The following is a 15,420-nucleotide window of genomic DNA, read 5'->3' as shown; positions in this document are numbered from 1 at the left end:
ATGACCGCGATGCCGTTGCTCGACGTCAATGACCTCACGGTCGAGTTTGCGACCCGGCGCGGCATCGTTCGCGCCATTCAGAAGGTCAATGTCAGTGTCGCCAAGGGCGAGACGCTGGGCATTGTCGGGGAATCCGGCTCCGGAAAATCGGTGACGTCTTATGCGGTGATGCGGATTCTCGACCGCGCCGGCAAGATTGCCGACGGTTCCATCATGTTTTCCGGGATCGACGTCAAGAATGCGTCCGAGACGGAGATGCGCGATTTGCGCGGGCGCGAGATGTCGATGATTTTCCAGAATCCGCGAGCCGCGCTCAATCCGATCCGAAAGGTCGGCGACCAGATCGAGGATGTGCTGCGCCAGCACGTTCAGGCGACATCCAATGACCGTGGCGAGAAGGCAATTGAAGCACTGGAACAGGTGAAAATCGCACGCCCGCGCGAACGCTACCATGCCTATCCATTTGAGTTGTCCGGCGGCATGTGCCAGCGCGTCGTCATTGCTCTCGCATTGGCATGCAATCCCCAGCTTCTGATCGCGGACGAGCCGACCACTGGTCTTGATGTTACCACCCAAAAGGCGGTGATGGACCTGATCGTGGAATTGACCAAAAACCGCGGAATGTCCACCATCCTCATCACACACGATCTCGGGCTTGCGGCGGCTTATTGCGACCGCGTCATGGTGATGGAAAAGGGAAACGTCGTCGAGACCGCGCTTTCAAAGGATATTTTCGCCAAACCCGAGCATCCCTATACGCGCAAGCTGATGCGGGCGACCCCGAGACTCGGCGTTTCACTGCGGGATTTGCTGTCCGATGAGGACAGGGCTGCGTTGCCCGTTCCACGGGAAGGAATGGAGTCGGCGCAAGTGGATGCCACTCCGCTTCTGGTCGTCGACAAACTCGTCAAGGAATATCCACGTCAGGGTGTGTCAAAAACCCTGTCTTCGCTGTTCGGCCGCAAGCCGCCAGTCGAGCCGGAACAGTTTCGGGCCGTTGATGGCATCAGTTTCTCGGTCAATCGCGGGGAAAGCGTCGGCCTCGTCGGTGAATCCGGTTGCGGGAAATCCACCACATCCATGATGGTCATGCGCCTGCTCGACCAGACCTCGGGGCGGATCGTGTTTGGCGGCGAAGATATCAGCGCTATTGCGCCCAATGCCTTTGCGCGATTGCCGCTGCGCAAGCGCATCCAGATGGTGTTTCAGGATCCCACCGACAGTCTCAATCCGCGGTTCACGGCAGCGCGTGCCATTGCCGATCCGATCATCCAACTGGGTGACATCAAGGGGGGCGCTGCGTTGCGTGCCCGCTGCGAGGAATTGGCGTGTCAGGTCGGTTTACCGCTATCGCTGCTCGATCGCTTTCCGCATCAGATGTCTGGAGGTCAGAAGGCGCGTGTCGGCATCGCCCGCGCGATTGCGTTGAAGCCCGACCTGATCATACTCGATGAACCCACCGCCGCGCTCGACGTGTCGGTGCAGGCGGTGGTCTTGAATCTTTTGCAGGATCTCAAGCAGTCGATGGGTATGAGTTACCTGTTCGTCTCACATGATCTGAATGTGGTGCGGCTCCTGTGTGATCGGGTCATCGTGATGCGCAGCGGGCGCATCGTCGAGCAAGGACAAACCGAGACAGTGCTTGGCGCACCCCAGGATGCCTATACACGCGAATTGTTATCGGCGATTCCACATCCACCGCTTCCCGTGCATTGAAGGTTGCCGAGACAGACATGTCATCTGATCCGCTTGAAACTTACATCGATGCCGCCGCGGAAGTCCTTGGCCTGCCCATTCAGCCGGTCTGGAAGCCTGCTGTTCGCGCGAATCTGGACGTCTCGCTGAAGATGGCGCGCATGATTCAGGAGTTTCCGCTGCCTGACGAAATCGAGCCGGCGAGCGTCTATGAAGCCTGATGCCGTCTTACCCGTCGAAATAGACTGGTCATCGGCATCGGAGATTGCCGATGCGGTTTCGTCTCGCCGGGTGTCCGCCATCGATGTAACCAATGGAGCGCTGAGGCGGATTGCGGCGCACGACTCCAGGCTGAATTCATTCACCGATCTCGTTGCCGCGCGCGCACGGGAGACAGCGAGCAGGATCGACGCGACAATTGCTGCCGGCGGTGAAGCTGGCCCGCTTGCGGGTGTGCCGTTCGCGGTGAAGAATCTCTTTGACATCGAAGGCCTGCCGACCCGTGCCGGATCGAAGATCAATCGCGACCGTGCTGTTTCAAGCCGCGATGCGACTCTGATCGAACGTCTGGAGGCCGCGGGTGCGGTTCTGGTTGGCGCGCTCAACATGGGCGAGTATGCCTACGACTTCACTGGCGAGAATGTTCACGACGGTCCTTCGCGCAATCCGCATGATCTCACGCGGATGTCTGGAGGTTCATCCGGTGGTTCAGGCAGCGCGGTGGGCGGTGGCCTCGTCCCGTTGGCGCTCGGCTCAGACACCAATGGATCGATCCGTGTACCGTCATCATTTTGCGGGATCTTCGGCTTGAAGCCGACTTACGGCAGATTGTCGCGCGCCCGGTCATTTCCGTTTGTGGCAAGTTTTGATCATCTCGGGCCATTTGCGCGAACGACCAGGGATCTGGCGATCGCTTACGATGCAATGCAAGGACCCGATGCGGACGATGCGGCGTGCGTGGATCGTCCGATCGAGCCTGTGACCCAGTTGCTAGGGCAGGGCATTGGTAACTTGCGGATCGCTGTCGCGGGAGGTTACTTCAAGAGCTCTCTTTCACCCGAAGCGCGGGAAGCCGTGGCTCGTGTCGCAAACGCATTGTCGGTGACGCGGGAGGTTGAACTTCCGGAAGCCGCGCGGGCTCGCGCTGCGGCCTTCGTGATCACCACAAGCGAAGGAGCGTCACTGCATCTCGACCGGTTGCGGAGCCGCCCGAGCGATTTCGATCCAGCGGTCCGGGACAGGCTTTTCGCGGGGGCAATGATTCCGTCAGCATACGTGGATCGCGCGCAGAAATTTCGCCGTTGGTACCGGACAAAAGTCATGGAATTGTTCGAGATGGTCGATGTGATTCTGGCGCCATCGACGCCGTGCGTTGCGCCAAAGCTTGGTCAAACGACTTTCGTTCTGGATGGAGTCGAGATGCTGGTTCGGCCTAACATTGGCATTCACACCCAGCCAATTTCGTTCATCGGGCTCCCGGTCGCCGCCGTGCCGGTCCCACTCAACCCGATGCCGATCGGTGTCCAGATCATTGCTGCGCCCTGGCGAGAGGATGTGGTCCTGCGCGTATCATATGCCCTCGAACAGGCCGGGGTGGTCCGTGCGCCACGTCCAAAGGAATTTTGAGAATGGCAATCGAGGTCAACTTGCCGGACGTCGTTGCCGAAGTGACAGAGGCCTTCGCGCGCTACGAGAAAGCGCTGACGTCCAACGATGTTGCAACGCTCGACGCGCTATTCCGCAAGGACCCAAATACCATTCGCTACGGCATTGGCGAGAACCTTTACGGCTATGAGGCAATCGCCGCATTTCGTGCGGCACGCAATCCGGCAGGTCTGATGCGAGAGCTGTCGAAAACAGTCATCACCGCCTATGGCCGCGATACTGCGGTCGCTTCCACGCTATTCAGTCGGACATCTGCGCCTGGCAGAGTGGGGCGGCAGATGCAGACATGGGTGCGTTTCGCGGACGGCTGGCGGATCGTGGCTGCCCATGTAAGCCTGATCGACACACCGAATGAAAAGCCATGATCATTGAACCGGAAATGTCGGCAGGTGAAGCACGGGCAGCACGCGGAACTGCGGCTACAGGCAAACGCACGCTCGCGGAAGAATTACGGTTGCAACTGGCCGACGATATTGTCCGCGGGGCACTGGAGCCGGGATCCTCGCTTGACGAATCCGAGATTGCGAGGCGTTTCAATGTTTCGCGCACACCGGTTCGTGAAGCGCTTCGGCAGTTGGTGGCTAGTGGTCTGGTAAATTCGCGCGCCCACCGCGGCGCGGTGGTGGCGAGACCGACCATCGAGCAGCTCAACAGCATGTTCGAGGCGATGGCTGAACTTGAAGCTTTATGTGCGGGCCTTGCCGCCGAGCGGATGCCAATTGTTCAGCGGAACGAACTGGAAGTGCTCCATGAGCGGCTGCGGTTCTTGAGTTATGATGGCAATCCGCAGTTATTTCATGAAGCCAACGAGGCATTCCATAACGCAATCTATGCCGGCTCCCAGAATGGGTATGTCGCTGAAATGGCTTTAGCAACACGGGTTCGTGTGCAGCCGTTCAGGCGAGCGCAGTTCCGTAATCTCGGCCGTCTTGCGAAATCCTACGTTGAGCACGACAGGGTCGTTGTGGCCATCATGCGCGGCGACAAGACGGGAGCCGCGAACGCCATGCGCGATCACATTGAAACCGTTCGCGAGGAATACGAAGTTTACGCGGTGTCGCTGTAGAGTGCGGATCGCGGTACGCTCTACTTTTTGGTCCCGCCGCCGGCCAGTCCGCCGAACATCTTGAACATATCGCCGATCTGTTCGGGGTTGAACGACATCCAGTTGCGCAGGATCGCGTCGGGCGACATGCTGGCAACACCGGCAAGAAGCCTTTCCTCGATCTGTTTCATGGCTTTTTCCTGCATCGGCTGGATGTTCGGAAGTCCAAGGAACTCGCGGGCTTCCTGCGGTGTGCAGTCAATGTTGACCGTTACTTTCATGAGTTCGCCCCTCAACGGTGACCACGTGTCGTGGCCTTGTGCGTAAACTATACGCGATGAATCTCAAATGGAAATTGGTCGCAAATCGCGCAGCTACACGTGAACCGCGCTTCGGACGCGGCCTGCGTTGCCGAACACGCGCAAATAGCGGGCAATCTCGGAAGGATTGCCGGTCGCCTTTTCAGGGTTGTCAGAAAGCTTGACAGCCGGCCGTCCGTTGACGGCAGTCACCTTGCAAACCAGCGAAATCGGATCGAGATCGGCAGTGCCGTCCGGCGCGCATCCGACGAAGTCGTTGGTGAGGTTTGTGCCCCAGCCGAAGCTCGTTCTGACGCGCCCGGCAAAATATCGATGCGTTTCCTCGATCGATCCGACATCCATCCCGTCGGAGAAGATCAGAAGTTTTTCTTTCGGATCGCGGCCCTTCTCCTTCCACCATTTGATGATCTCTTCGCCCGCAGCAATCGGCGGCGCGCTGTCGGGCCGAAAGCCGGTCCAGTCCGCCACCCAATCCGGAGCGTCGCGCAGAAATGCTTTTGTGCCGAATGCATCGGGCAAGGCGATAAGAAGGTTTCCATCGTAGGTGTGGCGCCATTGATCGAGGATGAGGTAGGGTGCCCAGCGAAGTTCGTCGTCGTCCTTCGCCAGGGCAGCCGCTACCATCGGTAGTTCATGTGCGTTCGTGCCGATAGCTTCGAGGTCATTGTCCATCGCGAGCAATACATTCGATGTGCCGGTGAACGCCGGCCCCAATCCTTCCTTGACGGCTTCCACACACCAGCGCTGCCAGAGAAAGCCGTGCCGCCGCCGCGTTCCGAAATCCGAGAGCCGCAAGCCTTCCAGTTTGCGCAGCCGCTCGACCTTGGACCAGAGTTTCGCCTTGGCGCGTGCATAGAGCACGTCGAGAACGAAGCGCCCCTGGCCCTTCATCGCTTGCCGCGACCGCAGTTCATTGATGATTGCAAGAGCGGGAATTTCCCACATCGTGGTGTGGGTCCACGGTCCGTGGAAATGCAGTTCGTATTGGCCGTCGACTGTATGGAGCTCGTATTCCGGAAGCTGGAAGGTCGCGAGCCAGTTGATGAAATCCGGCGAGAACATCTGGGTCTTGCCGTAGAAGGTGTTACCCGCGAGCCAGATCAGTTCTTTCTTGGCGAAGCGTACTGTACGGGCATGATCCAACTGCGCGCGAAGTTCTCCCTCGTCGATCACCTCGCCAAGGCGGACGTGATGGGTGCGGTTGATCACCGAAAACGTCACATGCTCGTCCGGATAGAATTCCCGGATCATCTGAAGCATCAGGAGCTTGTAGAAATCGGTGTCGAGCAGGCTGCGGACGATCGGATCCAGCCGCCAGCCGTGATTGTAGGTTCGTGAAGCGATATCTGTAATAGCCATGCGGGGATCATATCCGGCTCCCTTGCGGGCAGCCAGTCACCGGGGGCTATTTTATGGCCTGCCTGCACAGCGTGCCCGGCCTATCGCCGCGGCCACGTCGACCCAGGGCGCCTTATCGGGGGCGAACTGCTGTCTCAGGTATGAGACGAGCTCCATGATCTGCTGGTCATTAAGACTGTTTTTGAATGCGGGCATATAGCCGAGATCGCTGGAGACCGGCTGTTCGATGCCGTGCAGAATGACCTGAACGAGGTTGTCAGGGGAGGCACTGTGAACGTTGCTGTTCAGCGCCAGTGAGGGTTTGCTGCCGAACAGCACGGGACCACCCACTTGATGGCACACGGCGCAGGCGCCGTCATAGATGCGCGCGCCAGCTGACGATGCGGAAGCTGATTTCACGCCTGTCGACGCTTCCAGCCGTGCTGCCAAGGCTTCCTGAGCCGACGGGGTGAGCGCCGCGTCGTTGAAGGAGGCAAGATAGACCGCCATGGCGCGGATATCGCTGTCGGGCACGGATGCAAGATCCCTGACGATCGGCGCCATCGGCCCGGCAGCAACGCCATGGAAACGGGATATCCCTGTTCGCAAATAGGCAAAGAGCTCGTCCTCGCTCCAGGGGATCGGCGCATGCGACAGGCCGGTGAGCGGTGGCGCTTCCCAGCCTTCCGCCATTCCACCGGCCAGATAGGCCTTGGCGGTTCTCTCTGCGCCCAATGCGTTGCGCGGGGTATGGCAGGCGCCGCAATGACCCAGGCTTTCGACCAGATAGGCTCCGCGATTCCAGACCGGCGATTGCTTCGGCTCGGGCTCGAAGACGACTGGCTTGTGAAACAGTGCATTCCAGCCCGCCAGCAGAGGGCGGAGGTTAAAGGGGAACGTCAGCGCGTTTTCCCGGTTGGTCGCGCGCACTGGCGTCTGCGCCATCAGATAGGCGTAGAGCGCTTGCAAATCGGCATCAGTGGTTTTGGCAAAGTGATTGTAGGGAAACGCGGGATAGAGCTGCCGGCCATCGCGATGGATGCCTTCGCGCATCGACCTTTCGAAGGCTGGATAAGACCATGCGCCGATTCCGGTTTCGGAATCGGGGGTGATGTTGGTGCTGTAGATGACGCCGAATGGCGTCTCGAGCGCGCGGCCCCCGGCATTGACGACGCCGTTGGCCTCGGTGTGGCATACCGCGCAATTGCCGAGTGCGGCGAGCTGCCGTCCCCGAGCGATGGTCGCCACCGAATAGGTCGATGCGTCCGGCCGTGCAATTGGTGCGATTGAACGCCACGGCAGCACCGTAGCGGCGACGCCGACAACAGCGGCGCATGCTGCGAGGGCACCTGCAAATACGGTGCGGCGTTTGAGAAACGGGTTTCTTTGAGGTCGCGTTGCCCGTTCTTGCTGCTTCAGCCGGGGTTCAGGCAAAGCACTTGGCTGTGCAGGCCCTTGACCGCGCAATCCGGCGAGGATGCGATCGGAAGTGAACGGCGGTTCGCGAAACCGCACACCGGTTGCGTCGAAGATGGCGTTGGCAATGGCTGCTGCACTGGGGACGGAGGCCGACTCACCGACACCAAGAGGGGGCTGGTCTTGACGCGGCAGCATCAGCACGTCGATCTTCGGGACGTCCGGGAACTTGATGATCGGATAGGCGCCCCATTCCCGGCTCGCCACCGTGGTCCGGTCAAACGAGACCTCCTCCATTAGCGCGCGGCTGGTGGACTGAATAACGTTGCCGTGGATTTGGTGGCGCACACCGTCCGGATTGATCATCAGCCCGGAATCCTGCCCTGCAACCACGCGTGTCACACTCACGTCGCCGGTCGATTTGTTGACCGCGACATCGGCGACCCAGGCCGACCATGCCGCGCCATATCCAGGGAACTTGCTGTGGACGTAAAGAGCATAAGCAAAGCCGCGTCCGCGGACCACGTCGCCTTCGGACTCGGGTTCTTTCCAGATCGGGCGGGGAGTCCAGCCGGCGCGTTCCGCGACGGCATGAACCAGATCGACTGCGCGCGGGTCCTTCAGATAGCGCAACCGATACTCGATAGGATCGACACCGGCTTCGGTGGCAAGTTCGTCAATGTAGGATTCGTGCGCGAAAGTATTCGGCAATGCCGATACGCCGCGAAACCATGATGCGCGCACGATTGGCGGCATGTCGTGCGCGACAACGCGGATGGCATCATAATCGTAGGGCGGGATCGCGGTCCTGTCACCCATCTCAAAGACAGCGGGCACCGGAGGAATTGTCCCGGTCAGCAACAGCGCCAGCGTCGGCGCGCCGTTCGATGGATAACGCGTGGTGAAGTCGTAAGCCGCAACGCTGCCGTCCGCACGCAGGCCGCCGTTGACGTCCATCAGTTGCGCGGTGCCCTTCGGCTCCCAGGCATGCTCCTGCTCGCGTGTCAGTTGCACGCGCACCGGGCGGCCCACGGCCCGCGACAGCAGGACGGCGTCAGCGGACACGTCGTCGGCGCAGTTGCGGCCATAGCAACCTGCGGCTTCCATCCGGATCACATCGATCTGCGATTCGGGCAGCGACAGGAGCAATGCGAGATCGGACCGGAGAATGTGAGGATTTTGCGTGCCGGACCACACCCGCACCATGCCGTCCTGTACGTCTGCGACCGAGCAGGACGGCCCGATCGACCCGTGCATCTGGTACGGCCAGACATAGGTTCGTTTGATAGGTTTGTCAGCGGATGCAATGGCGGCATCGACGTCGCCTTTATCGATCAACGTGCGCGGCGTGCCGGGATTGGCACGGAGCGCGGTTTCAATGTCCTGAAGATCGGGCAGCGTTGGTGTCGGCTTCCAGGTGACCTTGAGCTGGGCTGCCGCCTTGATCGCATTTTCTTCGCGCTCGGCAACGACCCCGACGAAATCACCGATCTGCACCACCGAGACCATGCCGGGGATATCGCGGACTGACGATTCATCGACGGCGATGAGGCTGGTGCCGACAAAGTTTCCGGCATCGACCCCGGCATAGGGCGGGCGGACCACACGGCCATGCAGCATTCCCGGCACGCGCACGTCATGCACATAGACCAGTTCACCGGTTGCCTTGGCCGGAAGGTCTACTCGCGGTGTCGATTGTCCGACAATCCTGTAGGCATCCACCGGCTTGACCGGGACATCGTCGGCGAGTTCAAGCCGGATGCTTTCGTCCGCGATGAGTTCACCGTAGCTGACACTGCGGTTGTCGTGACCGCGAACCAAGCCGTCCTCTATCGACAAATCGCTGACCGGAAGATCGAGTTTCTCCGCCGCCCGCGCCATCAGAAAATGGCGTGCCTGCGCGGCCGCTTTGCGCAGCGGGACGGCCGTGATCTGAATGGTTTCGCTGGCGATGGTGGCGCCCTGATTGGGCACAACCGAGGTATCGCCCAGCACAACGACCACGCGCGCAAAAGAGACGTCGAGTTCTTCCGCGACGATTTGACCAAGGGCAGTCCGGATGCCGGTTCCGAGATCGACGTGGCCGTTGAAGGCCGTAACAGTCCCATTCGCCGCGATCTTGATAAAAGTCTCGAAGGCCGGTTCATCCGCACCCGAAGAAGCCGGGCGAACAACGGACAGCGTTCCCGAAAGCAGGGGCTGGCGGTCCATCTCCGAATCGACCGCCATTACTTGTGTCCCTCAGCAACGTGGCCGGCAGCGCGCATCACCGCGCGCAGGATTTCGACGTGCGCACCGCAACGGCACAGGTTGTACTGCAATGTACTGAGCACTTCAGATTCGGAAGGATGTGGGTTCTGCATCAGCAGCGCCTTCGTCGTCATGATCATGCCGTTAAGGCAGTAGCCGCATTGCGCGGCCTGCTCCTCGATGAACGCCTGTTGTACCGGATCAAGGTGATCGCGCGATCCAAGACCTTCGAGCGTGATGACGTCTCGGTGCGCGCAGCCGCTGATTGGAATGACGCATGAACGCGCCGCCACACCGTCGATGATGACTGTGCACGCGCCGCATTCCCCAAGTCCGCAGCCGAACTTCGGCCCGTTCAATTCGAGATCGTTGCGCAGCACGTAGAGCAGGGCGGTGTCCGGCGCGGCATCGACATCATGAATTCTGCCGTTGACGGTCAGGGGGATCGTTGTTTGCGTTATGCTCATCGTCGCGGCCCGGTCTGCTGCGCTGCAAACACCAGCAACGCGTTGCCCGACGATACCGTTTGTATACAAACGTGCAAGCCAAGCGATGGAACGGAAACGCTGCACTCCCTGCGTCATGATGCATTGCACGATTTGTGAACACGAACGGTAGGCAATTGAGTTTTTATTCGGCAGTCCAGAATTTCGCGCGCGGCGGCGCTTGACAGGTTTCGGGTCTGCGCGCAACATCGTTCGTGTACGAACAAAATGCCGGATGTGGACGGACGGAATTTTATCCTCGCGGCATTGGTGCCGCTCGTCAGTTCAGTTTGGCTCGGACTCGAGTTTGGTCATGCTGACTGAAACAAATGTCGCCACTGCCGGCAGCTCGGACAAGATCCGCTGCGATGCATGTCCGGTGATGTGTTACATCAAGCCGGGCGCCGCGGGCGCTTGTGACCGCTACGCCAACAACAATGGTGAACTTGTCCGTGTCGATCCGCATGTCGTGCTGGAGCGTACGGTCTCCCATGGCGGGCGACTCGTTCCGTTTCAGGCCGGTGGCGATTGGGACGGCAAGATTGTTCACGAGCCGAGCGTCTTCGTGACCGCTATCGGCGCCGGCACGACCTATCCAGATTACAAGCCAGCGCCATTTATCGTTTCTTCCGAGGTCGACGGCGTCGATATGGTCACGGTGGTGACCGAGGGCATCTTCAGCTATTGCGGCGTCAAGGTGAAGATCGACACCGACCGCTATCTCGGTCCTGAAACCGCGACTGTACGTGTGCAGGGTGAAGCGGTCGGTCATGTCACCACCGGCGAATATGGCTCGCAGATGCTGTCGCTCGGCGGCGTTCACCACCTGACAGGCGGCTCCAAGAAGGAGGGCCGTGTAACATGTGACGCACTGATGGATCTGTCCAACGGCAAGCCTGTTGAAATGACGGTCGATGGCGGGGTGACAGTCGTTGTGCAGGCCGGTCATCCGCCCATCGTCAACGGCGTGCTTGAAGAGCGGATGCGTGTCGGCTGCGGTTCGGCGACCATCGGTATGTTCGCCAAGCAATGGCATGGCAAGATAGATGAAGTCGTGGTTGTGGACGATCACATCACGGGTGTTCTCTCCGAACATCAGGCAGGCAAGCTGCTCGATATTCCGGACACCGGCATCAAGCTGAAGGGCCGGCGCTCAACACCTGGCCGATATTTTCAGGTCGCCGAACCTGGCATTGGCTGGGGCGGCACGAATATCTCCGATCCGTTGTCGGTGCTCGGTCCGTTCGATCCCAAGACAGCGCGGCCCGGTCTGCGGATGATGATGGTGAGTACGACCGGCGAGCATGCAGCGTATTTCGAGCTCGACGAGGCGCTGAAGCCGGTCGAGAAGGAAATGCCGGCCGATCTTAGGAAATCCGTCGAACGCATTCAGGAGAATTGCGAGCCCGCGCTCTGCACCGTACTGTTTATGGGCGGCGCAGGCGGATCGCTTCGAGCTGGCGTCACCGATAACCCGGTGCGATTGACACGTTCGGTCAAGGAGGCATTGACGTCTGTAACCTGCGGTGGTGCGCCGGTTTATGTATGGCCGGGTGGTGGCATCACCTTCATGGTTGACGTGACCCAGGTGCCGGAAGGAGCCTTTGGCTATGTGCCGACGCCGGCGCTGGTCGCGCCAATCGAGTTTACCTTGCGGCTATCGGACTATGCAGCGCTGGGCGGGCATATGGATCACGTGCGTCCATTGGCGTCATTGAAGAACAACACAGAAATCCGTCAGTTGCCGAAACAACTTTCCGAGCCGAGATCGCGCAAATGAAACGCCTCCCGCAAATCAGATGGCTCGCGGACGGCAGGCGGATTCACCTGCATGACGGTCCGATCGATCTGATTGTGGAGGCGCGTGGATCTGCAGCGAATGTCCGTGCGGCTTACGCTGCTGCCGTGGAGCGTTTCACCGGTCTACTCGATGAACTCTGCGGCGAATTGCCGGAACTGCGCAAACCGGCGCGGCCTGCCGTCTGTGTTCTGCAGGGGGGGGTCGCCCGCCGGATGCATGATGCGGTCGCTCCATTTGCCGCAAATCATTTCATCACACCGATGGCGGCCGTCGCCGGTGCCGTTGCCGAAGAAATTCTCGGCACGATGGTGCGGGCGGCCGATCTCAGGCGTGCTTACGTGAACAACGGTGGTGATATCGCCCTGCATCTTGCCGATGGTGAGTGTTTTACCGTGGGCCTGGTCGATCGTCCCGACAGGCCTGAACTGATCGGAAAGACTGTGGTCGAATCGAACGATCCCACCCGCGGCATCGCAACCAGCGGATGGCGTGGCCGCAGCTTTTCGCTCGGGATAGCTGACGCAGTGACGGTTCTGGCGCGAACCGCCGCACAGGCTGACGCCGCGGCGACCATTATCGCCAATGCGGTCGATTTGCCGGATCATCCTTCAGTAGTTCGCCGCCCGGCAAACGAAATTCAGCCAGATAACGATCTTGGCGCGCGCCTGATAACGCGCGAAGTCCGCGAATTGCCATTGAGCGACATTAAAATCGCGCTTGATTCAGGGGCTGACGTGGCGCGTTTGCTTCTTAGGTCCGGCTTGATCGATGGCGCAGCATTGCATCTGCAAGGCGAAACCCGCGTTGTCGCGTTGAAGAGCATCGATAGTGTTATACTGCGGCCCCTGCCGCACGTCGTCGCCAGAATCGGGACCGAAAGTCTGTCGCATGTCTGAAATCGTGATCCGGAAACGCGTCACCTTGATTGAGGAGATTTTTCACGAAGGTGGAAAGCCGGCAGCGCAGCCGCTGCGCCGTGGCGCGATCCTGTGCGCGATCCGCAATCCATTCGCCGGACGTTATGTCGAGGATATCGCGGGATTCATGGACGATCTGAAGCCGCTCGGGGTGGCCATGGCGGGCGTGCTGCTGAAGGCTCTTGGCGGCGATCCGGGAGCAATACAGGGTTATGGCAAAGGCGCCGTGATCGGCGCGTCCGGTGAACTCGAGCACGGTGCGTTATGGCATGTGCCCGGAGGCTACGCGATGCGCGAAATTCTCGGCGAGGCCAAAGCCATTGTGCCGTCCGCCAAGAAGGTCGGGGGACCGGGCGCGCGGCTGGATGTTCCGGTGACGCATATCAACGCGTCGTATGTACGGTCACATTTCGATGCCATGGAAGTCGGTATCCCTGACGCGCCACGTGCCGACGAGTTGCTTCTCGCACTGGTCATGACCACCGGTTCGCGGATTCACGCCCGGGTTGGCGGCCTGAAGGCCAGCGAGATCAAGGGGGAGGATGGATTGCGATGAGTGCGGTCATTCGCAAGATCGTCATGGTCGTCGAGGAGACGCTCATGGAGAGCGGGCGGAATGTTTCACCGCCGACCCGGCGCGCGGCGGCCATCGCTGTGATCGAGAATCCGTTTGCCGGCAGGTTCGTCGACGATCTGTCGCCGTTAATCGCAATTGGCGAGGAACTCGGTGAACTGCTTGCTTCGAAGGCGATTGCGGCGCTCGGCATCGAAGGCAGCAAGGCGCAGAGTTACGGGAAGGCGGCAGCGGTCGGTGAGAACGGCGAACTCGAGCACGCGGCAGCAATCCTGCATCCGAAAATGGGTGCGCCGGTGCGCAAGGTGCTGAGCAAGGGTGCGGCGCTGATCCCGTCTTCAAAAAAGCGCGGCGGATTGGGGACCGTGCTCGACATTCCGCTTGGCCACAAGGATGCGGCATTTGTGCGGAGTCATTTCGACGGAATGGAAGTGCAGATCAATGACGCACCGCGCGCCAACGAAATCATGGTGGCTGTTGCCGTGACTGACAGCGGGCGGCCACTCCCGCGCGTCGGCGGTCTGACTGTTGACGAGATCAAAGGCGAGGACGGACTGCGCTAGCGATCCGTTTGCGCTTGATGCGAAAGAAGAGCCGAATCGCTCCACCGGGATAAGGAACGGACGGGAATTGAACGGGGACGTGGGTCTCCCGATACAAATGGAGGTTGGGATGCAACGAAGGATACATCTTTTCGGCAGTCTATCCGGGCTTGCGCTTGCCGCGGGTTTTAGTCTGGCTGGCGCGGCCCTGGCGACAACTGCCACAGCGCAGAGTGGCGAAATCAAGATTGGTGAGATCAACAGCTATTCGTTGTTGCCGGCATTCACCGAGCCATATCGCAAAGGATGGCAACTGGCGGTCGAAGAGATCAACGCCGCAGGCGGCATCAACGGCAAGAAGCTGGTTGTTGTATCCAAGGACGACAGCGGCAAGCCTGCCGACGCGCAGACCGCGGCGAATGAATTGGTATCGAACGAGAACGTGGTCATGCTGACCGGCACGTTCCTGTCGAACATCGGTCTTGCGGTGAGCGACTTCGCAAAACAGAAAAAAGTGTTCTTCCTTGCAGCGGAGCCCCTGACCGACGCGATTACCTGGTCGAAGGGCAATCGGTACACATTCCGCCTGCGCCCGTCGAACTACATGCAGGCTGCGATGCTGGTGGAAGAAGCAGCGAAGCTGCCCGCCAAGCGCTGGGCGACCATCGCACCGAACTACGAGTATGGCCAGTCGGCGGTCGCGGTTTTCAAGAAGCTGCTGTCCGAGAAGCGGCCCGACATCCAGTGGGTGGATGAGCAATGGCCGCCGCAGGGCAAGATCGATGCAGGCCCGATCGTGCAGGCGCTCGCGAATTCCAATCCGGAAGCCATCCTCAATGTGACCTTCGGCGCGGATCTCGTGAAGTTCGTGCGTGAGGGTAACACACGCGGCCTGTTCAAGGATCGTGCGGTGGTGAGCTTCCTCACCGGCGAGCCCGAATATCTCGATCCCCTGAAGGAAGAAACACCGTCGGGCTGGATCGTCACCGGCTATCCCTGGTACAGCATCAAGACACCCGAGCACGATGCGTTCCTGAAAGCCTATCAGGGCAAGTTCAATGACTATCCGCGGCTGGGCTCCATCGTTGGCTATCAGACCATCAAGGCGGCGGCCGAAATTCTCAAGAAGGCCAATTCCACCGATCCGGAAAAGATGATTGCCGCGGCGGAGGGCTTGTCGATGTCGTCTCCGTTCGGGCAGATCACGTTCCGCAAGAACGATCATCAATCGACGCTGGGCGCATTCGTCGGCAAGACCGCGCTCAAGGACGGCAAGGGCGTGATGGTCGACTCCGCCTATCGCAAGGGTGAGGACTTCCTTCCAAGCGATGCGGAAGTCGAGAAACTGCGTCCGAAAGACTGAGTTTGACGA

The 15,420-nt window shown here is 60.0% G+C and carries 14 protein-coding genes; 10 read left to right on the top strand and 4 right to left on the bottom strand.

Annotated elements, in window-relative coordinates; genetic code table 11:
- From AC1RM7_RS17190 to AC1RM7_RS17170, 5 genes are read left to right on the top strand one after another with little or no spacing between them, the layout of a single operon-like run.
- Entirely contained in the window at positions 1-1,716 is a 1,716-nt protein-coding gene (locus AC1RM7_RS17190; RefSeq protein ID WP_024919765.1) for a dipeptide ABC transporter ATP-binding protein, read from the top strand.
- A gap of 17 nt (positions 1,717-1,733) precedes the next feature.
- Complete coding sequence (locus AC1RM7_RS17185) at positions 1,734-1,916, top strand: DUF4089 domain-containing protein (RefSeq protein ID WP_024919764.1); 183 nt, start codon at positions 1,734-1,736, stop codon at positions 1,914-1,916.
- On the top strand, positions 1,906-3,321 hold the full coding sequence (locus AC1RM7_RS17180; protein WP_024919763.1) for an AtzE family amidohydrolase: 1,416 nt from the start codon (positions 1,906-1,908) through the stop codon (positions 3,319-3,321). The genes AC1RM7_RS17185 and AC1RM7_RS17180 overlap by 11 nt, the downstream gene beginning before the upstream one ends.
- Before the next feature lie 2 nt (positions 3,322-3,323).
- Positions 3,324-3,725, top strand: a complete 402-nt coding sequence (hpxZ, locus tag AC1RM7_RS17175; RefSeq protein ID WP_192824454.1) for an oxalurate catabolism protein HpxZ — start codon at positions 3,324-3,326, stop codon at positions 3,723-3,725.
- 14 nt (positions 3,726-3,739) lie between these two features.
- Positions 3,740-4,426 (top strand): GntR family transcriptional regulator, encoded by a 687-nt coding sequence (locus AC1RM7_RS17170; protein ID WP_051472495.1) that lies wholly within the window; start codon positions 3,740-3,742, stop codon positions 4,424-4,426.
- A gap of 20 nt (positions 4,427-4,446) precedes the next feature.
- Here the strand turns inward: AC1RM7_RS17170 and AC1RM7_RS17165 are convergent, their stop codons facing one another.
- From AC1RM7_RS17165 to AC1RM7_RS17150, 4 genes are all read right to left on the bottom strand, one after another.
- Positions 4,447-4,686, bottom strand: a complete 240-nt coding sequence (locus tag AC1RM7_RS17165; protein ID WP_024919760.1) for a DUF6489 family protein — start codon at positions 4,684-4,686, stop codon at positions 4,447-4,449.
- Positions 4,687-4,779: 93 nt separating this feature from the next.
- Entirely contained in the window at positions 4,780-6,084 is a 1,305-nt protein-coding gene (gene pncB / locus AC1RM7_RS17160; protein ID WP_006019550.1) for a nicotinate phosphoribosyltransferase, read from the bottom strand.
- Positions 6,085-6,135: 51 nt separating this feature from the next.
- Positions 6,136-9,708, bottom strand: a complete 3,573-nt coding sequence (locus tag AC1RM7_RS17155; protein ID WP_492839145.1) for a molybdopterin cofactor-binding domain-containing protein — start codon at positions 9,706-9,708, stop codon at positions 6,136-6,138.
- Positions 9,708-10,196, bottom strand: a complete 489-nt coding sequence (locus tag AC1RM7_RS17150) for a (2Fe-2S)-binding protein (RefSeq protein ID WP_081758638.1) — start codon at positions 10,194-10,196, stop codon at positions 9,708-9,710. The genes AC1RM7_RS17155 and AC1RM7_RS17150 overlap by 1 nt, the downstream gene beginning before the upstream one ends.
- Positions 10,197-10,527: 331 nt before the next feature.
- Here AC1RM7_RS17150 and AC1RM7_RS17145 point away from each other — a divergent pair, with 331 nt between their 5' ends.
- The 5 genes from AC1RM7_RS17145 (at position 10,528) to AC1RM7_RS17125 (ending at position 15,411) form a co-directional block, all read left to right on the top strand.
- Entirely contained in the window at positions 10,528-11,994 is a 1,467-nt protein-coding gene (locus AC1RM7_RS17145) for a hypothetical protein (protein ID WP_024919757.1), read from the top strand.
- Positions 11,991-12,911 carry a UPF0280 family protein gene (locus AC1RM7_RS17140; protein WP_024919756.1) on the top strand — a complete coding sequence of 307 codons (921 nt, stop codon included), beginning with the start codon at positions 11,991-11,993 and terminating at the stop codon, positions 12,909-12,911. The genes AC1RM7_RS17145 and AC1RM7_RS17140 overlap by 4 nt, the downstream gene beginning before the upstream one ends.
- Entirely contained in the window at positions 12,904-13,488 is a 585-nt protein-coding gene (locus tag AC1RM7_RS17135; RefSeq protein WP_024919755.1) for an amino acid synthesis family protein, read from the top strand. The genes AC1RM7_RS17140 and AC1RM7_RS17135 overlap by 8 nt, the downstream gene beginning before the upstream one ends.
- On the top strand, positions 13,485-14,069 hold the full coding sequence (locus tag AC1RM7_RS17130) for an amino acid synthesis family protein (protein WP_024919754.1): 585 nt from the start codon (positions 13,485-13,487) through the stop codon (positions 14,067-14,069). Before AC1RM7_RS17135 ends, AC1RM7_RS17130 begins: the two co-directional genes overlap by 4 nt.
- 109 nt (positions 14,070-14,178) lie before the next feature.
- Entirely contained in the window at positions 14,179-15,411 is a 1,233-nt protein-coding gene (locus AC1RM7_RS17125; protein WP_024919753.1) for an ABC transporter substrate-binding protein, read from the top strand.
- Positions 15,412-15,420: the final 9 nt, after the last annotated feature.

This window comes from Afipia sp. GW822-FHT03D08, assembly GCF_058801645.1.
This window is presented reverse-complemented; position numbering and strand designations above follow the sequence as displayed.